The following is a 17,801-nucleotide window of genomic DNA, read 5'->3' on the forward strand; positions in this document are numbered from 1 at the left end:
GGGCCTCCTCAGTAGCGGCTGGTTACGACGCGGGCGGCGCCGTCGGCGTCGAGCAGCACCACGGTGTAACGGTCGTATTCGGTTTCCGGCATGTCCGTGGCGGGCTGGCCCGAGAGCGCGGTGACGATGCCGGGCACGGTGTTGCTGTGGCCCACCACCAGTGCGGCGCTGCCGGCCGGCAGTGCGCGCAGGTCGCGGGCGAGGTCGGCGGCGTAGGTGGCGGCGTTCGAAGCGTCCACGGGGCGCACCTGAACCTCCAGGCCCGCGGCCTTCGCCGCCGGCGCCGCGGTGTCGCGGGTGCGGCGGAACTGCGTGCTGACCACGAGGTCGAGGCCGGCGCCGGACAGCGTGGCGGCCAGCGCCTGCGCGCGGGCGCGGCCGGCATCGGTGAGCGAAGGATCGCGTGGGTCGTCGCTGGCCTTCTCGGCGTGGCGCACCACCACGACCACGGTGGTATCGCGGGCGTGGGCGGGCAGGGCGGCGACAAGCGAGAGCATGAACAGGGCGGCGGGCAGCAGGCGGGACATGGGCGGGATCCGCGTGGATTTCGCCCAGCATAGCGGCCCCGGTGCGAAGCGCGCGTGCCGGTGGTTCAGCCCCGTGCGAGCAGGGCCAGCAGCCCGCGCGCCGTTCGCACCCGCGAGGCGGCGTCGGGCAGCTCCATCTTCAGGCGAAGCTTGTCCGGCCCGTCCATGGCGTAGACCTTGGGCTGCGACTGGATCAGGCGGATCACCGACATCGGGTCGATGGTGGGCTGCGGCAGGAAGGTGCAGCGGCCGCCCGTGGGGCCGAGCTCGAGCTTGCGGATGCCCAGCGGGGTGGCGGCCAGCTTCAGCTCGGCCACCGCGAACAGCTGCCTGGCCGGCTCAGGCAGCACGCCGAAGCGGTCCACCATCTCCACCTGCAGCTCCTTCAGCACGTCCTCGTCGCGGGCCGAGGCGATGCGCTTGTACAGCGTCAGGCGCGCGTGCACGTCGGGCAGGTAGTCCTCGGGGATCAGGGCCGGGATGTGCAGCTCCACTTCGGCGCCGTGGCGGGTGGCCGGGTCGAAGTCGGGGATCTTGCCGGACTTGATCGACTTCACCGCGCGCTCGAGCAGCTCGGTGTACAGGCTGAAGCCGATCTCGGCCATCTGGCCGCTCTGGTCCTCGCCCAGCAGCTCGCCGGCGCCGCGGATCTCCAGGTCGTGGGTGGCCAGGGTGAAGCCGGCGCCCAGTTCGTCCATCGAGCTGATCGCGTCCAGCCGCTTGCGCGCGTCCTCGGTGATGCTGCGGCGGTCGGGGATCAGCAGGTAGGCATAGGCGCGGTGGTGGCTGCGGCCGACGCGCCCGCGCAGCTGGTGCAGCTGGGCCAGGCCGAACTTGTCGGCGCGGTGGATGACGATGGTGTTGGCGTTGGGGATGTCGATGCCGGACTCGATGATGGTGGTGGACAGCAGCACGTTGAAGCGCTGCTTGTGGAAGTCCAGCATCACCCGCTCCAGCTCGCGCTCCGGCATCTGCCCGTGGGCGATGCCGATGCGCGCGTCGGGCACCAGCGCCTGCAGCGTCTCCTGCATGCGGCCGATGCTCTCCACGTCGTTGTGCAGGAAGTACACCTGGCCGCCGCGCGCCAGCTCGCGCTGGAACGCCTCGCGCAGCAGCGCTTCGTCCCAGGCGTGGACGAAGGTCTGCACCGCCAGCCGGTTGGCCGGCGGGGTGGCGATGATGGACAGGTCGCGCAGGCCGCTCATCGCCATGTTGAGCGTGCGCGGGATCGGCGTGGCGGTCAGCGTCAGCAGGTGCACGTTGGCGCGCAGCTTCTTCAGCGCCTCCTTCTGGCGCACGCCGAAGCGCTGCTCCTCGTCCACGATCACCAGGCCCAGGTCGGCGAACTTCACGTCCGGCTGCAGCAGGCGGTGGGTGCCCACGATCACGTCGAGTTTGCCCTCGGCCAGCTTGCCCAGCTCCGCCTCGATCTCCTTCTTCGATTTGAAGCGCGACAGCACCTCCACCCGCAGCGGCCAGTCGGCGAAGCGGTCGCGGAAGTTGCGGTAGTGCTGCTCGGCCAGCAGCGTGGTGGGCACCAGCACCGCCACCTGCTTGCCGGCCACGGCGGCGACGAAGGCCGCGCGCACCGCCACTTCGGTCTTGCCGAAGCCGACGTCGCCGCAGACCACGCGGTCCATGGGCTGGGCCTGGCCGAGGTCGGCGATGACGGCGTCGATGGCGGCCAATTGATCCGGCGTTTCCTCGAACGGGAAGGTGGCCGCGAACGGCTCGTACATGGCGCGGTCCAGCGGCAGCGCCAGGCCCTTGCGGGCGTGCCGGCGGGCCTGGATCTCGAGCAGCTCGGCGGCCACGTCGCGCACTTTCTCGGCGGCCTTGCGCTTGGCCTTTTCCCAGGCCTCGCCGCCGAGCGAATGCAGCGGCGCGTGCTCGGGGGAGGCGCCCGAATAGCGGCTCACCAGCTGCAGCTGCGACACCGGCACGTACAGCTTGTCGCCCTTGGCGTATTCGATCTGCAGGAATTCGCCGCGCACGCCGCCGCTGTCGAGCGTGACCAGGCCCTGGTAGCGGCCGACGCCGTGGTCCTCGTGCACGATGGGCGAGCCGATGGAGATCTCGCTCAGGTCGCGCAGCACCGCGTCGGGGTCGCGCACGGCGCGCTTGCGGCGGCGGCTTTGCTCGGCGCGCTCGGGGAAGAGCTGGCGCTCGGTGAGCACGGCCAGGGCCGGTTCGGACAGCGCGAAGCCGTCCTCCAGCCCCGCCACCGTGATGGCGAAACGCTCCTCGCCGGCCAGGAAGGCGTCCCAGCCCGGCAGCACCGCGGGCTTCAGGCCGGCCGAGCCCAGCAGCTCCAGCAGCGCCTCGCGCCGGCCGGCGGAATCGGCGGCCAGCAGGGTGCGGCCCGGGTAGGCGCGCAGGAAACCCAGCAGGGCGCTGCCCGGGTCGCCGCCCTTCTGGCTCCAGGGCAGCGAGGGGGCCGGCTGCTCGGGCATCGCGATGGCCTTGTCGGCCTGCGCGTGCTTCGGCCCGCAGACTTCGATGCGCGACACCTTGTTCAGGCGCGCCCGCAGCTCTTCGGGCGGCAGGTAGATCTCGGCCGGCGCCAGGATGGGCCGCTCGATGTCGTGGCGGCGCTGCTCCCAGCGGTCGCTGGTCTGGGCCCAGAAAGCCTCGGCCGATTCCGCGGCGCCGTCGCCCAGCACCACCAGGGTGTCGCCGGCGAGGTGGTCGAACAGGCTGGCGGTGTGCTCGAAGAACAGCGGCAGGTAGTACTCGATGCCGGCCGGCGCGCCGCCTTCCTTCAGGTCCTGGTACAGCGGGCAGCGGCGCGGGTCGAACTCGAAGCGCTCGCGCAGCAGTTCGCGCACGCGTTTCGCGCTCTCGGCGTCGAGCGGGAACTCGCGCGCCGGCAGCAGGCGCACGCTGTCCACCGGGTGGTCGGAGCGCTGGGTTTCGGGGTCGAAGGTGCGCAGCGAATCGATCTCGTCGTCGAACAGCTCCACGCGGTAGGGCAGGTCCGAGCCCATCGGGAACAGGTCGAGCAGGGCGCCGCGCACGGCGAAATCGCCCGGGTCGAGCACCTGCGGCACGTTGCGGTAGCCGGCGCCCTCGAGGCGGCGCTTTTCGGCGTCGAGATCGAGCTTCTGGCCCTTGCGCAGGTCGAGCGTATTGCCCGCGATCCAGCTCGGCGGCGGCAGCCGCTGCATCAGCGAGGCCACCGGCACCACCAGCACGCCGCGGCGCGTGGTGGGAAGGCGGTACAGCGCCGCCACGCGCTGCGACACGATGTCGGGGTGCGGGCTGAACAGGTCGTAGGGCAGGGTTTCCCAGTCGGCGAAGTGCAGCACCGGCAGTTCCTCGGCGCCCTGGCCGGCGAACACGCGCAGGTCGTGCTCCAGCGCCTGGGCGCCGTGGCTGTCGCGGGTGACGGCCAGCACCAGGCCGTCGTGGCGGCGCGCGGTTTCGGCGAGGGCCAGGGCGAAGGCGCTGGCGCTGGAAGGGGCGCGCCAGAGGGCGCGCTGCTGGCCCGCCCGGGGACGGGGCGCGCTGGGAAGGAGGGGGCGGGTCATGAGGCGGCGGATTTTACCGCAGCCGGCGTGACGGGGTTTTCAGCGCCGGCGGGGCGCGGACGGCGGCTCGTCCAGGTCGAGGGTGACGCGCACCTCGCCGAAGGCGCCCGGGATGTGTTCGCGCCGGAAGCCCACCGCCTGCGCCAGCGCGATCATCGCGGTGTTGTCGTCGAGCACGTCGCCCCAGATGCGCCGGATGCCGTTCGCCTGCGCCCATTCCACCAGGCGCCGCATCAGGGCCAGGCCCAGGCCCTGGCCGGCCAGGAAGTGCGAGACCAGGATGGCGAACTCGGCGCTGTCGCTGTCGGGGTCGCGGTCGAGCCGCGCCACGGCGCCGACCAGGGCCTCGCCGGGCGGCAGCGGTTCGGCGGCCACCACGGCGAAGTGTTCGCCGGGCACGGGGTTCACCAGCGCGTGCAGGTAGTCCGGCGCCAGCGCCTTCACCGGGTGCAGGTAGCGGCGCCGCACCTCGTCTTCGTTGAGCAGCTGGAAGGCGCCGTCGATGGGACCCGCGTCGAGCGGATTGACCGGGCGGATCCACATTTCGCGGCCATCCGGCAGGCGCAGCACGTCGGTCCGCTCGGGGCGGCGGGACGGGCGGCGGGGCGCGGGGCGGATGGCTCTGGGGGTCATGGTGGCAAGCATCCCAGCAAGGCATTGCAGGCGTGCTCTATTCCGTGGCCGTTCCGTTCATGGGGCCGGGCCGCGAGCATTGTGACGCATCGGTGAGGTTGTTACGCTCGGGGCGACGGGACGGGGGGCCGCGATGGACCGGCAAGGCCAGGCTTGGCGCAATGCGGTGGTCTACGCCGGGCTGGTGCTCGGCGCCTGGTTCCCCGCGTCCACCCCCGCCACCGCGGCCCCGGCCGCCGCACCCGCCGCCGCCCTGCCGGCCGACGAAGCCGGGGTGGAGCGCGACCCGCTTGAGCTGCGCGCGCTGCGCGAGCCCGACGTCGTGCTCAGGGAGCTCGGCCCGGCGCTCAACGAGGCGCGGATGCGCGGCGACGAACGCCGCATCGCCCTGCTGCAGCTGGCCCGCGCCAACGCCTGCCGCGTGGTGGCCGACTGGGAATGCCAGCGCAACGCCGGCGCCGCCGCCAGCCAGGCCGCCCTCGCCGCCGACGCGCCGCTGCTGCAGGTGCGCGGCCTGATCGCCGAGGCCCGCGGCCGCATCGCCGAACAGGACTACGGCCGCGGCGAGCGCCAGCTGGCCGAGGCCCAGCGCGTGCTGGCGGCGCACCCGCAGCCCGAACTGTTCGCCGACGTGATGCTGGCTTACTCGTCCATGAGCTTTTCCCTGGGCAAGAGCGCGCTTTCGGCCGACTACGCCAACCGCGGCCTGGCCGCCCTGCCGGCCGGCACGGCGCGGGCCATGCGCGCGCGCCTGCTGCGCAACCTGGCCCGTGCCCAGGCGCAGCGAGGGGAGGTGGGAGGCGCCGCGGAATCGCTGCGCGAGGCCTCGAACCTGGCCCGCGAGGAGCGCGACCCCAAGCTCGAGGCCGAGCTCTACCTCGAGGCCGCGCGCCTGGCCCGCATCGGCGGCGACCAGGCCGGCCAGCGCCGCAACGGCCAGCGGGTGCTGGCCCTGGCCGAACAGCTCAGGAACAGCCAGGTCGGCGGCCTGGGCCACGAGGTGATGGGCCTGGCCGCGCAGGACGCGCGCGATTTCGCCCGCGCCGAGGCCGAGCTGCGCCTCGCGCTGGACGCCTTCGCCAGCCTGGGCCTGGACCAGGACGAGCTGCGGGTGCTGCGCGAACTGATCCAGGTGATGCTGGCCGCCGGCCACGACGACGGCCGGATGGCGCCGCTGGTGGGACGCTACCTCGCGCTGGACGCCGCCATCGAGCAGGCCACCCGCGGCCAGGCCTACGACGACTTCGCCGCGCGCCTGCGCTACGCCGAGCAGGAATTCGAACTGCAGCGGCTGCAGGCCGAATCGGCGCTCGAGCGCGAGCGCAACCTGGCGCTGGTGCGCAGCAACCAGCTCTCGAACGCCCTGGGCGCGCTCGGCGTGGGCATGCTGGTGGTGCTGGCGGCCTCCTTCTTCGCCCAGCGCCGCGGCCAGCGCCAGCAGCGCGAACTGCTGGCCAGGCTGCGCGCCAGCGAAACCGGCTACCGCATGCTGGCCGACAACGCCAGCGACCTGGTGCTGCGCTTCGGCGTGGATGGCACCGTGCACTACGTTTCGCCCTCCTGCCGGGAGCTGCTGGGCGTCACGCCCGAGGCCTTCGCCGCGTCGCCCTTCGCCGGCATCCCCGAGGCCGACCTGCCGCTGCTGCAGGCGGCGTTCGCCCGCATTGCCGCCGGCGGCGAGGCCGAGACGGTGCTCTACCGCCAGGTCCACGCCAGCGGCGTGACGATCTGGCTCGAGGGCCTGCTGCGCCGCGTGGACGGCGCCGAAGGCCAGCCCGAGGTGATGGTGGCCGCGCGCGACGTCAGCGTGCGCGTGCGCGCCGAGCAGGCGCTGGCCGCCACCCAGTACCGCCTGCGCGCGATCACCGACAACATTCCGGCCCTGATCGCCCACATCGACGCCGGCGAGCGCTTCTCCTTCATGAACGCCTACGCGCGCCAGGTGATGGGCGTGGAGCCCGAGACGCTGGTTGGCCGCACGGTGCGGGAAGTGCGCGGCGACGCGCTCTACGCCCACCTCAAGCCCTACCTGGACCGCGCCCTGGCCGGCGAGACCACCGAGGTCGAGGGCGCCACGGTGATCAACGGCAAGGAATACGACTTCCACACCACCTACGTGCCCGACCGCGACGCCGGGGGCCGGGTGGTGGGCGTGTTCTCCTTCACCTACGACATCACCGCGCTGAAGATGGCCGAGCGCCAGCTCGACCACCTGGCGCGCGTGGACGCGATGACCGACCTGGCCAACCGCCGCCAGTTCGACGAGCGCCTGGCCTCGGCCTGCGCGCGCTCGGAGCGGCAGGGCTCGCCGCTGGCGCTGCTGTTCCTGGACATCGACCACTTCAAGTCCATCAACGACGGCCGCGGCCACGCCGCTGGCGACGCCGTCATCCGCGAGTTCGCGCGCCGGCTGCGCGGTTGCGTGCGGGTCGGCGACCTGGTGGCGCGGCTGGGCGGCGACGAGTTCGCGGTGCTGGTTGAAGGCGCGGTGGACCAGTCGGCGGCCGAGGCCATTGCCGCCAAGCTGCTCGAGCGCATGCGCGAGCCGGTGGTGCTGCCCGGCGGCCCGCTGCCGGTGGGCGCCAGCATCGGCATCGCCATGGCCCCGGCGGGCGCGGCGCCGGAGCCGCTGCTGGCGGCGGCCGACCACGCGCTGTACGCCGCCAAGGCCGCGGGCCGCGGCACCTGGCGCGCCGTGGACGTGGGCTGAGCCGGCGGCTTATTCGCCCGGCGGGAACTGCGCGAAGGTCACGTAGTGCCCGCCCGGTTCGCGGTAGCCCACCTCGGTGGCGCCGTAGAACGTGGTGCGGCGCGGGAAGGCCAGTTCGCGGCCGGCCAGCGCCTGTTCGATGGCGCCGATGTCGTCCACTTCGATGAAGAGGAAGGTGGGCCCCCTGCGCGCGGCGTCGGCCAGCGCGGGCATGTCGTCGGCGATCGACGCGTGGGTCTGCAGCATCACTTCCAGGTCGCGCCCGGCCAGGATGACGAAGCCGAGCGCGTCGCCGTGCGGCACTTCGACGGTGCGCGTCAGGCCCACCGCTTCCCAGAAGGGCAGCGAGGGTTCGATGGCGGCGACGGGCAGGACGGCGGTGATCTTGCGCAGGCTCGGCTTCATGCGTTCTCTCCGGGGGTGTAGGCGGATGATAGGCGCGTCCCGATCGGCCCGCACTGCTTCCGAAATCGCCATGGAGGCCGCGGCGGGCGCTGGCTAGCCTGCGCTTCCCCCACGGAAGCGAACCCCGCCATGCCCACGCCGCTCGACCTGCTGCTGTCCCCCGTCTCGCTCGCCATCCTCGCCTCCTACGCCGCGCTCATGCTCTGGGAGGCGCTCGCGCCGGCCCGCCCGCTGCCGGCCTCGCCCGGGTGGCGGCTGCGCGCCGGCGCCAGCTTCGCGATGTATTTCCTCGGCTCGTCCTACCTGCCGCTGCTCTGGGGCGCCACGCTGGCGCAGTGGCAGCTGTTCAACCTCAGCCACCTGCCCACCTGGGTCGGCGTGGCGGTGGGCGTGCTGGTCTACCAGCTGCTCGCCTATGCCTGGCACCGCAGCATGCATGCCAGCCCGCGGCTCTGGCGCGCCTTCCACCAGATGCACCACAGCGCCGAACGCATCGACACCTGGGGCGCGTTCTGGTTCTCGCCGCTGGACGTGCTGGGATTCACCGCGGTGGCGAGCCTGGCGCTGGTGCTGGTGGTGGGCCTGAGCCCCGCCGCCACCGCCATCACGCTGTGGCTGCTGACGGTGATGGCGGTGTTCACCCATGCCAACGTGCGCACGCCGCGCTGGCTGGGCTACCTGGTGCAGCGGCCGGAAAGCCATTCATGGCACCACGCGCGCGGCCGGCACCGCGACAACTACTGCGAGCTGCCGCTGATCGACCTGCTGTTCGGCACGTTCAACAATCCCCGCGACTTCGCCCCGGAAGCCGGCTTCCACGACGGCGCCTCGCTGCGGGTGGGCGAGATGCTGCGCCTGCGCGACGTGTCGCTGCCGAGGTAGCCGGGGTCCGCGTCGGTTCATGCGGGGGACGGTTAAATAGCCGCTCCCCCAACGAGCAAGAGGCGCGCACCGCCCATGAACCGACGTTTCCTTTGGCTGGCCCTGCTGGCCGCCTCGCCCGCCTTCGCCGGGTGGCAGCCCAGCGCCGAGCTCGGCGCCGTCAGCACCTCGGGCAATTCCGACACCACCAGCATCAACGGCCGCCTCGGCCTCAAGGGCGAGGACGCCCTGTGGACGCACGAGTACCACCTGGCCGCGTTGCGCGCCGAGCAGTCCGACGAGCTCACGGCCAACCGTTACGAAACCGCCGGCAAGCTCGCGCGCAAGTTCGGCGAGCGCACCTACCTGGGCGCCGCCGCGCGCTACGAGGACGACGATTTCGCCGCCTACGACTACCAGGCCACCATGGCGGTGAACTACGGCGCCTGGCTGGTGCGCGAGGAAGGCCGCAGCTTCCAGCTCGAAGGCGGCCCGGGTGCCCGGCGCGCCCGCCTGGCCGAGACCGGCGAGGTCGAGTCGAGCGCGCTGCTGCGCGGCTTCGCCGACTACCAGCACCAGCTGACCGATTCGACCAAGTTCTTCAACACGCTGCTGGTCGAGGCCACGGGCGACAACACCTTCGCCCAGAACGACATCGGCGTCGCGGTGAGCATCAACCGTTCGCTGGCGCTGAAGGCGGCCTTCCAGGCCCGCCGCAACTCGCAGGTGCCCGACGGCACCCGCCGTACCGACACGTTGACCTCGGTGAACATCGTCTGGAGCCCCAAGGCGAAGTAGCCAGCGCTCCCCCTCCCGTCGCAGGGAGGGGGGGGTTGACGGCCGGCCCGCCGCGGGAATATGGTTGGCACACGCAACTAAATGGACCGCCATGGCCCGCAAGCCCGCCCAGCCCCGCCCCGACGACAGCCGCCTTCGCGAAGACGCGCAGGCGCTGCACGTGGCGCTGTCGGAGCTGGTGCGGCTCTACCAATTCCGGGACCGCGACCGGATCTGCTGCCACGATATCTCCGTGACCCAGTGCCATGCGCTGGAAGTGCTGGTGGAGCGGGGCGCCCAGCGCAGCCAGGAACTGTCCGCCGGCCTGCGCCTGGACAAGAGCACCACCACCCGGGTGGTGGACGCGCTGGTGCGCAAGGGCTATGTCGAGCGCACCCCGGACATTGAAGACCGCCGCGCGGTCAGCCTGCGCGCCACCGCCGCGGGCAGGCGCCTATACCACCGCATCAACGACGACCTGGTCGAAGGCCAGCAGGCGCTGATCGCCGACCTTCCGCCGGAAACGCGTCGCGCCAGCATCGAACTCATCCATCGCCTGGCGCGCAGCGCCGAGGCGCGTTTCGTCGCCGGTTCCGGCTGTGCGCCCGCGGCCTGCGAACCGTCCGATGGCGCCTCGCCGGGCTGCCGCTAAAAAAATTTGCCGACACAGTTGTAACTACCAACCAAATGAACGCCAGCCACGCCCACCACCGTATCCGCATCGCCCGCGCCGAAGACGCCACGGCGATCGCCGACATCCACAACCACGGCATCCTCGGCCGGCAGGCCACGTTCGAAACGCGGCTGCGTACGCCCGACGAGGCGGCCTCGCGCATCGCCGAAGCCGCCGAATGGCCGCTGCTGGTAGCCGAGGACGACGAAGGCCGCGTGCTCGGCTGGGCCGGCCTGTCGGTCTACCGCCCGCGCGAGTGTTACGCCGGCATCGGCGACTTCTCGATCTACCTGGCGCCGGATGCGCGCGGGCGCGGCCTCGGCACGGCCTTGCTGCAGGCGCTGGTGGACGCCGCGCGCCAGCGTGGGTTCTGGAAGCTGGTGTCGCGCATCTTCCCCGAGAACGCCGCCAGCCGGGCGCTCTGCCGCCGCTGCGGCTTCCGCGAGGTGGGTACCTACGAAAAACATGCGCGCCTCGACGGTCGCTGGCGCGATGTCGTCATCGTCGAACGCGTGGTCCCCGAAAACCTGCAGACGGCCGCACCGGCCGCAAGGAGTGCGTGATGAAGAACCAATTGCCCGTCATCGTCATCGGCGCCGGCCCGGTCGGCCTGGCCGCCGCCGCCCACCTGCTCGAGCGCGGCGAGGAGCCGCTGGTGCTGGAGGCCGGCGAGCGCGTCGGCGCCAACCTGCGGCGCTGGTCGCACGTGCGCATGTTTTCGCCCTGGGAATTCAACGTCGACGCGGCCTCGGTGCGCCTGCTGGCGCCCACCGGCTGGCGCCTGCCCGACCCGGCCGGGTTCCCCACCGGCGGCGAGCTGGCGCAGGCCTATCTCGAGCCGCTGGCCGCCACGCCGGCGATCGCATCGCGCCTTCGCCTCGGTGCGCGTGTCACGGCGGTCGGCCGGCACCAGCGCGACCGCATGAAGGACGCCGGCCGCGCGCAGTCGCCGTTCGTGGTGCGTTATGAAGACGCCGGCGGCGAACACGAGGTGCTGGCGCGCGCCGTCGTCGACGCCTCTGGCACCTACCTCACGCCCAACCCGCTGGGCGCCTCCGGCCTGCCGGCCCTGGGCGAAGCCGCGCTCGCGGCCAACATCCACTACGGCATTCCCGACGTGCTGGGCGCCGACCGCGCGCGTTACGCCGGCCGTCGCGTGCTGGTGCTGGGCAGCGGCCATTCGGCCTTCAACGTGCTGGCCGACCTGGCCACGCTGGCGCGCTCCGAGCCCGGCATGCAGATCGTCTGGGGCCTGCGCCGCGGTTCCATCCAGCGCGTGTTGGGCGGTGGCGACCACGACCAGCTCAAGGAGCGCGGGCGGCTTGGCAAGCTCATCGGCGGGCTGGTGGAGCAGGGCGCGCTGGTGGTGGCGACGGGATTCCTGCTCGACGGCCTCGAGCGCACGGCCGAAGGCATCGTTGCGCGCATGGGCGAGGTGGCGCTGCCGCCGGTGGATGAAATCGTGGCCACCACGGGTTTCCGTCCCGACCTTCGCCCTTACGCCGAGATCCGCCTCGACCTCGACCCCGGCACGCAGGCGCCGCGCGCGCTGGCGCCGCTGATCGACCCCAACCAGCACAGCTGCGGCAGCGTGCGCCCGCACGGCGCGGTGGAACTGAGCCACCCCGAGCCCGACCTCTACCTGGTGGGCATGAAGAGCTACGGCCGCGCGCCCACCTTCCTGCTGGCCACCGGGTACGAGCAGGTGCGTTCGGTGGCCGCCGCCATCGCCGGCGACTGGGAGGCCGCGCGCCGCGTCGAACTGGTGCTGCCGGAAACCGGTATGTGCATCACCCAGTTCGCTGACGAAGCGGCGCCCGCCGCCGCCTCGTGCTGCGGCCCGCTGCCGGCGCCGGCTGAAGCGGCGGCGAAGGAGGGCTGCTGCGGCGGCCCGCCCAAGGCCGACGACGGCGCCTGCTGCGTGCGCGACGAGGTGGCCAGGAAGGCGGGAAGCCGCTGTGGCTGTGGCACTCCCGCCCCGGTGCGCGAAGCGGTGGCCGCCTGCTGCGCCTGAGGCAGCGCCCCGCGGCGATGCTTGGCAGGGCACTGCGGTTTGTGGTGTCGTCGGTGGCCGGACCTCACTTCGGGATCAGCCATGACCCACCCGCGTCGCCCCGAACCGCTGCTGCCGCGCCTGCCTTCGCTGCTGGCCTATCCGGCCGGCGGCCAGATGCTGGCCATCATGGCGGCGCTGTCGCTGTTCCGGCTGCTGGCCAACCTGCCAAGCCTCCTGGGCCTGCTGTTCGAGGTGGCGTTCTGGGTGATGGGCTTCAAGCTGGCGGTGGAGGCGCTCACCAACACGGCGCACGGCCGATACGCGCCGCTGCAGGGCGAGGACGTGCTGGCCACCGACGGCGACGCCATCGAACAGCTGCTGCTGATGCTGGTGGTGTACCTGCCCATCGTGGTTGTGGCAGCCTGGTTCGGGCCGGTGCCGGCGCTGGTGATGCTGGCGCTGGCGGTGCTGTTCATGCCGGCGGCCATCATGCTGCTGGCCATCAACCACAGCCATGCCAACGCGCTCAACCCGCTGGCCTGGCTCGAACTGATCGGCCGGCTGGGCGGGGCCTATGTCTCGGCCGTGCTGGTGTTCACCGCGCTGGGCTTCCTGTCGGCGCTGGTGCAGGCGCTGTTCGACGTGGCGCTGCCCTACGGCATGGGCGTGCTGCCCGGCAGCTTCGTGGCGTTGTATTCACTGGTGGCCAGCTACCACCTGCTCGGCGACCTGCTGCACCGGCACCACCGCGAACTGGGCCTGGACATCACGCCGGCGGTGGCGCGCACGACCTACGCCAACCCGATGGAAGACGAGACCATGGCGCAGGCCGAGGTGCTGGCGCAGCAGGGCCAGCCCGCGGCGGCGGCCGAGCGGCTGGCCGGTCTGTTCCGCGGCCGCGGCGCCTCCGACCCGGTGCACGACCGTTACCGCGAACTGCTGGTCGCCGCCGGCGACCTGCCGGCGCTCGCGGCGCACGACCGCGAATACGTCAGCAGCCTGCTCGAAACCGGCAAGGACAAGCGCGCGCTGGCCGTGGTGGCCGACACGCGCCAGCGCGTGCCGGGCTTCGAACCCGCGTTGCCCGGGCACGTGGCGCGGCTGGTGGCGCAGGCGGCGCGCACGGGCCAGTCGCAGCTGGCGGTGGCGCTGGCCGAAGGCTTCGAGCAGCGCTTCCCGCAGAGCCCCGAACTGCCGCAGGTGGTGCTCACCGCGGCTACGCTGCAGAGCGAGCGCCTGGGCCAGGACGAGCCGGCGCGGCAGCGCCTGCAAGCCGTGCTGGGGCGCCACCCCGACCACGCCCTGGCGGGGGAGATGCGCACCCTCCTGGCCGCCCTGGAGCGGGTGCAGGCCAGCGGCGGTGGTGCCCGGGCCGGCTGAGCCGCGCGAAAAATGAACCGAAGATCAATTATTTACAGGTCATGACTTCCGGCCCATGGTGCTTCTGGTTAGGTGTTGTAGATTACCAGCACACCAACTCACGAGGCCCCGGCCATGAAAGCCCTGAATTCCTTCTACCGCCTGTTCCCGACCCGCCCGGTCGCGTCCGTGCCGGTGGCCCGGGCGGCCGTTCCCGCCACCCCGGCGCCGGTCGTGGTCCTCGCCGAGGCCGCCCCGGCCCGCCGCCCGGACCGCTACCGCGCCCGTGACTTCGGCACCGGCTACGGCCGCAGCAGCGGCTACGCGCAGGACCGTTCCTACGCCACCGCCTCCGGCCACCGCCTGGTGCGCGTCGGCTGAGCCCTCAGGCGGGCGGTGCCCCTGGCGCCGCCCGCCGCAGGCAGGCCCGGACCTCGTCGTCCGTGACCTGCGGGAAGTCTTCGTACCAAGCGCCCACGGCCATGAAATCGGCCGGGGCGTGCAGGCAGGCCACCTCGTCCGCCGCCCGCTGGAGCACCGCCAGCGTGTCCGCCGCGGCCACCGGCACGGCCACCACCAGTTTCCCGGGCGATTGCGCCCGCAGCGTGGCCAGCGCCGCGAACATCGTGGCCCCGGTGGCCACGCCGTCGTCCACCACGATCACCGTGCGCCCCGCGATGCGCGGCGGCGCCTTGTCGCCGCGGTAGGCGCGTTCGCGCCGCGCCAGCTCGCGCCGTTCGGGCGCGGCGAGCGCCTCAAGTTCCGCTTCGTCCACGCCCATCGCCTCGATCACCGCCCCGTTGCGCGCCACCGCGCCGCCGGTGGCGATGGCCGCCAGCGCCAGTTCGGGGTGGGATGGGTGGGCCACCTTGCGCACGCCCAGCACGTCGAGCTCGGCGCCCAGCGCCGTGGCGATTTCCACCGCCACCGGCACGCCGCCGCGGGGCAGGGCCAGCACCAGCGGGTCCTGCCAGCCGCGGTGGCGGGCGAGCGACGCGGCCAGGGCCTGGCCGGCGTCGCGTCGGTCGAGGAATCGCGCGTGCATCATCGGCTTGCTCCGTGCCGCGTGGCTACGGCCCGATGATGCACCCGCCGGTGCGGGCTGTCGCGCGCCTCAGGCCGGGGCGTGCGCCGCCTTCGCATCAGCCGCTTCGACGGTGGCCGGCGCGCGCCGCGCCACCAGCGAACGCAGCGCCACGTAGAACACCGGCGTCAGGAACAGGCCGAACAGCGTCACGCCCAGCATGCCCGCGAACACCGTGATGCCCGTGGCCGAGCGCACCTCGGCGCCGGCGCCGCTGGCGAACACCAGCGGCACGGTGCCGGCGATGAAGGCGATCGAGGTCATGATGATCGGGCGCAGGCGCAGCCGGCAGGCTTCCAGCGCCGCGTCGATGATGCCGCGGCCCTGCATCTCCAGCTCGCGGGCGAACTCGACGATCAGGATGGCGTTCTTGCACGCCAGGCCCATCAGAACCACCAGCCCCACCTGCACGAACACGTTGTTGTCGCCGCCGCTGAGCCACACGCCGAACAGGGCGGAGAGCAGGGTCATGGGCACGATCAGGATCACCGCCAGCGGCAGCGTCCAGCTTTCGTACAGCGCCGCCAGCACCAGGAAGGCCAGCAGCACCGCCAGCGGGAACACCACCAGCGCCGCCTTGCCCTGGGTGGCCTGCTGGAAGCTCAGGTCGCTCCAGTCGAAGCCCATGCCCGGCGGCAGCGCCTGCGCGGCCAGCGCTTCCACCTTGGCCATGGCTTCGGCCGAGGACAGCATGCGCGGGTCGGCCTCGCCGAGGATGTCGGCGGCCGGGTAGCCATTGAAGCGGATCACCGGGTCGGGGCCGTAGGTGCGGCGGATCTGCACCACGCTGCCGATCGGCACCATCTCGCCGCGGTCGTTGCGGGTGCGCAGGTTGGCGATGTCCTCCACCTCGTCGCGGAAGGGCGCGTCGGCCTGGGCGATCACCTGCCAGGTGCGGCCGAACAGGTTGAAGTCGTTGACGTAGGCCGAGCCCAGGTAGGTTTGCAGGGTTTCGAACAGCTCGGTGAGCGGTACGCCCTGGGCCTTGGCCTTCACGCGGTCGACCTCGGCGTCGAGCTGGGGCACGTTGGCCTGGTAGCTGCTGATCGGGAAACCCATGCCCGGCGTCTGCGAGGCGGCGCCCTGGAAGGCGTTCACCGCCTGCTGCAGCGCGCCGTAGCCGAGGTTGGCGCGGTCCTCGATGAACAGCGAATAGCCCGAGCCGTTGCCCAGCCCCTGGATCGGCGGCGGCATCAGCGCGAAGGCGAAGCCTTCCTCGATGCCGGCGATGCGCCGGTTGAGCTCGGCGGTGATCTGTTCGGCGCTGAGCGCGCGCTCCTTCGACGGCGTGAGGCCGAAGAAGATCACGCCGCTGTTGGGGGTGTTGGTGAACTGCAGCGGGTTCAGGCCGGGGAAGGCCACCTCGCTTTCCACGCCTTCGATCTGGAAGGCCTGCTCGGCGATCTTGCGCAGGGCGCGGTCGGTGCGCTCGATGGAAGCGCCCTCGGGCATCTTCACGCCGGCGATCAGGTAGAGCTTGTCCTGCACCGGGATGAAGCCGCCGGGCACCGCCGAGAACACCGCCAGGGTGGCCGCCAGCAGCGCCGCGTACACCGCGAACACCGCGCCGCGCCGGCCCAGCGTGCGCGACACCGTGCGCTCGTAGCCCGCCGCGCTGCGGCCGAAGAAGCGGTTGAAGGGGCGGAACACGCGGCCGAAGATCCGGTCGATCAGGCGCGTGGCGGCGTCGGGCGCGGCGCCGTGAGGCTTGAGCAGCTTGGCCGCCAGCGCCGGAGACAGCGTGAGCGAGTTGATCGCCGAGATCACGGTCGAGATGGCGATGGTGACCGCGAACTGCTTGTAGAACTGGCCGGTCACGCCGTCCAGGAAAGCCATGGGCACGAATACCGCGCACAGCACCAGGGCAATGGCGATGATCGGCCCCGAGACTTCCTTCATGGCCTGGTGCGCGGCCGCCAGCGGCGTGAGGCCTTCGCCGATGTTGCGCTCGACGTTCTCCACCACCACGATGGCGTCGTCCACCACGATGCCGATGGCCAGCACCAGCCCGAACAGCGTGAGAGTGTTGATCGAGAAGCCCAGCACGTACAGCACCGCGAAGGTGCCCACCACCGACACCGGCACCGCGATGAGCGGGATGACCGAGGCGCGCCAGGTCTGCAGGAACAGGATCACCACCAGCACCACCAGCAGCGTGGCCTCGAGCAGGGTGGCCACCACGGACTGGATGGAGTCGCGCACGAAGGCGGTGGTGTCGTAGACCGACTTGATCTCCACGCCGGGCGGCAGGCGCGGGCGGATCTCGTCCATCTTCGCCATCACCGCGTCGCGGATCTCCAGCGCGTTCGCGCCCGGGGCCTGGAAGATGCCGATGGCCGAGGCGTTCATGCCGTTCAGGCGCGAGCGCAGGGTGTAGTCGCCGGCCGCCAGTTCGATGCGGGCCACGTCGGCCAGCCGCACCACGCCGCCGTCGGCGCTGGCCTCGAGCACGATGTCGCCGAATTCCTCGGGCGTCGAAAGGCGGCCCTTGGCGTTGATGGGCAGCAGGAAATCCGAACCATTGGGCATGGGCTCGGCGCCGAGCTGGCCGGCCGAGACCTGCAGGTTCTGCTCGCGCACGGCGCGCAGCACGTCGCCGGCGGTGAGGCCGCGGGCGGCGATCTTGTCCGGGTCCAGCCACAGGCGCATGGCGTAGTCGCCGCCGCCGAAGGCCTGGGCGTCGCCCACGCCGGGGATGCGCGCCAGCTCGTCCTTCACGTGCAGGCGCATGTAGTTGCGCAGGTAGAGCGAGTCGTACTGGCCGTCGGTGGACACCAGGTGCACCACCATCAGGAACACCGGCGACTGCTTCTGGGTCGTCACGCCCTGGCGCCGCACGTCCTCGGGCAGGCGCGCCAGCGCCTGGCTGACGCGGTTCTGCACGCGCACGGCGGCGTCGTCGGCGTCCACGCCGGGGCGGAAGGTGACGGTCATGGCCAGCACGCCGTCGGAACCAGCCACCGACTTCACGTACATCATGTCCTCGACGCCGTTGATGGCCTCCTCGAGCGGCGTGGCCACCGTTTCGGCGATCACCTTGGGGTTGGCGCCGGGGTAGACGGCGCGCACCACCACCGAGGGCGGCACGACCTCGGGGTATTCACCGACGGGCAGCATGGGCAGGGCGATCAGCCCCGCCGCGAAGATCACGATCGACAGCACGGCCGCGAAGATCGGCCGGTCGATGAAGAAGCGGGAAAAATCCATGGAAAGCTCCGTGCGGCCCGTGGGCCGCGGTCAAGCGGA

Annotated in this window: 14 protein-coding genes; 8 read left to right on the forward strand and 6 right to left on the reverse strand. The window is 72.2% G+C overall.

The genetic code is table 11. The features are described 5' to 3' along the window. Positions 1 to 8: 8 nt before the first annotated feature. The 3 genes from ACE3Q2_RS01890 to ACE3Q2_RS01900 form a co-directional block, all read right to left on the reverse strand. Entirely contained in the window at positions 9 to 527 is a 519-nt protein-coding gene (locus ACE3Q2_RS01890; protein WP_374472324.1) for a histidine phosphatase family protein, read from the reverse strand. Between the two features lie 65 nt (positions 528 to 592). Continuing rightward, positions 593 to 4,057, reverse strand: a complete 3,465-nt coding sequence (gene mfd / locus ACE3Q2_RS01895; protein WP_374472326.1) for a transcription-repair coupling factor — start codon at positions 4,055 to 4,057, stop codon at positions 593 to 595. A 39-nt stretch (positions 4,058 to 4,096) separates the two neighbouring features. Continuing rightward, positions 4,097 to 4,690, reverse strand: a complete 594-nt coding sequence (locus ACE3Q2_RS01900; RefSeq protein WP_374472328.1) for a GNAT family N-acetyltransferase — start codon at positions 4,688 to 4,690, stop codon at positions 4,097 to 4,099. Between the two features lie 133 nt (positions 4,691 to 4,823). On the opposite strand from ACE3Q2_RS01900, the gene ACE3Q2_RS01905 reads away from it, so the two are divergent. Next, complete coding sequence (locus ACE3Q2_RS01905; RefSeq protein WP_374472330.1) at positions 4,824 to 7,400, forward strand: diguanylate cyclase domain-containing protein; 2,577 nt, start codon at positions 4,824 to 4,826, stop codon at positions 7,398 to 7,400. 9 nt (positions 7,401 to 7,409) lie between these two features. Here ACE3Q2_RS01905 and ACE3Q2_RS01910 read toward each other — a convergent pair whose 3' ends face one another. Continuing rightward, a complete protein-coding gene (locus ACE3Q2_RS01910; protein ID WP_231696229.1) occupies positions 7,410 to 7,805 on the reverse strand; it encodes a hypothetical protein in 396 nt (131 codons plus the stop codon). Positions 7,806 to 7,934: 129 nt separating this feature from the next. Here ACE3Q2_RS01910 and ACE3Q2_RS01915 point away from each other — a divergent pair, with 129 nt between their 5' ends. The 7 genes from ACE3Q2_RS01915 (at position 7,935) to ACE3Q2_RS01945 (ending at position 13,852) form a co-directional block, all read left to right on the forward strand. Further along, positions 7,935 to 8,687 (forward strand): sterol desaturase family protein, encoded by a 753-nt coding sequence (locus tag ACE3Q2_RS01915; RefSeq protein WP_374472332.1) that lies wholly within the window; start codon positions 7,935 to 7,937, stop codon positions 8,685 to 8,687. Positions 8,688 to 8,762: 75 nt separating this feature from the next. Next, a complete protein-coding gene (locus tag ACE3Q2_RS01920) occupies positions 8,763 to 9,464 on the forward strand; it encodes a DUF481 domain-containing protein (protein WP_231696231.1) in 702 nt (233 codons plus the stop codon). A gap of 91 nt (positions 9,465 to 9,555) precedes the next feature. Beyond that, on the forward strand, positions 9,556 to 10,095 hold the full coding sequence (locus ACE3Q2_RS01925; RefSeq protein WP_374472334.1) for a MarR family winged helix-turn-helix transcriptional regulator: 540 nt from the start codon (positions 9,556 to 9,558) through the stop codon (positions 10,093 to 10,095). 35 nt (positions 10,096 to 10,130) lie between these two features. Further along, positions 10,131 to 10,679, forward strand: a complete 549-nt coding sequence (locus tag ACE3Q2_RS01930) for an arsinothricin resistance N-acetyltransferase ArsN1 family A (protein WP_231696233.1) — start codon at positions 10,131 to 10,133, stop codon at positions 10,677 to 10,679. Beyond that, the gene (locus tag ACE3Q2_RS01935) at positions 10,679 to 12,130 is read left to right on the forward strand and encodes an NAD(P)-binding domain-containing protein (RefSeq protein WP_374472337.1); all 1,452 of its coding nucleotides are present in this window, start codon (positions 10,679 to 10,681) and stop codon (positions 12,128 to 12,130) included. Before ACE3Q2_RS01930 ends, ACE3Q2_RS01935 begins: the two co-directional genes overlap by 1 nt. Before the next feature lie 81 nt (positions 12,131 to 12,211). After that, a complete protein-coding gene (locus ACE3Q2_RS01940; protein WP_374472339.1) occupies positions 12,212 to 13,492 on the forward strand; it encodes a tol-pal system YbgF family protein in 1,281 nt (426 codons plus the stop codon). 114 nt (positions 13,493 to 13,606) lie between these two features. After that, positions 13,607 to 13,852, forward strand: coding sequence for a hypothetical protein (locus ACE3Q2_RS01945; protein ID WP_231696236.1), 246 nt, complete (start codon positions 13,607 to 13,609; stop codon positions 13,850 to 13,852). 4 nt (positions 13,853 to 13,856) lie between these two features. On the opposite strand, the gene ACE3Q2_RS01950 is transcribed toward ACE3Q2_RS01945, so the two are convergent. Together ACE3Q2_RS01950 and ACE3Q2_RS01955 are read right to left on the reverse strand one after the other, a co-directional pair. Beyond that, the gene (locus ACE3Q2_RS01950; RefSeq protein ID WP_374472342.1) at positions 13,857 to 14,519 is read right to left on the reverse strand and encodes a phosphoribosyltransferase; all 663 of its coding nucleotides are present in this window, start codon (positions 14,517 to 14,519) and stop codon (positions 13,857 to 13,859) included. Positions 14,520 to 14,585: 66 nt separating this feature from the next. Next, a complete protein-coding gene (locus ACE3Q2_RS01955) occupies positions 14,586 to 17,762 on the reverse strand; it encodes an efflux RND transporter permease subunit (protein ID WP_374472344.1) in 3,177 nt (1,058 codons plus the stop codon). Between the last annotated feature and the right edge of the window lie 39 nt (positions 17,763 to 17,801).

Source organism: Arenimonas sp. (genome assembly GCF_041913985.1).
GTDB lineage: Bacteria > Pseudomonadota > Gammaproteobacteria > Xanthomonadales > Xanthomonadaceae > Arenimonas.

Bases quoted from the DNA above. Each gene is read 5' to 3' on its own strand.
- ACE3Q2_RS01890 (WP_374472324.1), bottom strand. From the start codon at position 527: ATGTCCCGCCTGCTGCCCGCCGCCCTGTTCATGCTCTCGCTTGTCGCC.
- ACE3Q2_RS01935 (WP_374472337.1), top strand. From the start codon at position 10,679: ATGAAGAACCAATTGCCCGTCATCGTCATCGGCGCCGGCCCGGTCGGC.
- ACE3Q2_RS01910 (WP_231696229.1), bottom strand. From the start codon at position 7,805: ATGAAGCCGAGCCTGCGCAAGATCACCGCCGTCCTGCCCGTCGCCGCC.
- ACE3Q2_RS01945 (WP_231696236.1), top strand. From the start codon at position 13,607: ATGAAAGCCCTGAATTCCTTCTACCGCCTGTTCCCGACCCGCCCGGTC.
- ACE3Q2_RS01940 (WP_374472339.1), top strand. From the start codon at position 12,212: ATGACCCACCCGCGTCGCCCCGAACCGCTGCTGCCGCGCCTGCCTTCG.
- ACE3Q2_RS01905 (WP_374472330.1), top strand. From the start codon at position 4,824: ATGGACCGGCAAGGCCAGGCTTGGCGCAATGCGGTGGTCTACGCCGGG.
- ACE3Q2_RS01920 (WP_231696231.1), top strand. From the start codon at position 8,763: ATGAACCGACGTTTCCTTTGGCTGGCCCTGCTGGCCGCCTCGCCCGCC.
- ACE3Q2_RS01925 (WP_374472334.1), top strand. From the start codon at position 9,556: ATGGCCCGCAAGCCCGCCCAGCCCCGCCCCGACGACAGCCGCCTTCGC.
- ACE3Q2_RS01930 (WP_231696233.1), top strand. From the start codon at position 10,131: ATGAACGCCAGCCACGCCCACCACCGTATCCGCATCGCCCGCGCCGAA.
- ACE3Q2_RS01955 (WP_374472344.1), bottom strand. From the start codon at position 17,762: ATGGATTTTTCCCGCTTCTTCATCGACCGGCCGATCTTCGCGGCCGTG.
- ACE3Q2_RS01950 (WP_374472342.1), bottom strand. From the start codon at position 14,519: ATGATGCACGCGCGATTCCTCGACCGACGCGACGCCGGCCAGGCCCTG.
- mfd (WP_374472326.1), bottom strand. From the start codon at position 4,057: ATGACCCGCCCCCTCCTTCCCAGCGCGCCCCGTCCCCGGGCGGGCCAG.
- ACE3Q2_RS01900 (WP_374472328.1), bottom strand. From the start codon at position 4,690: ATGACCCCCAGAGCCATCCGCCCCGCGCCCCGCCGCCCGTCCCGCCGC.
- ACE3Q2_RS01915 (WP_374472332.1), top strand. From the start codon at position 7,935: ATGCCCACGCCGCTCGACCTGCTGCTGTCCCCCGTCTCGCTCGCCATC.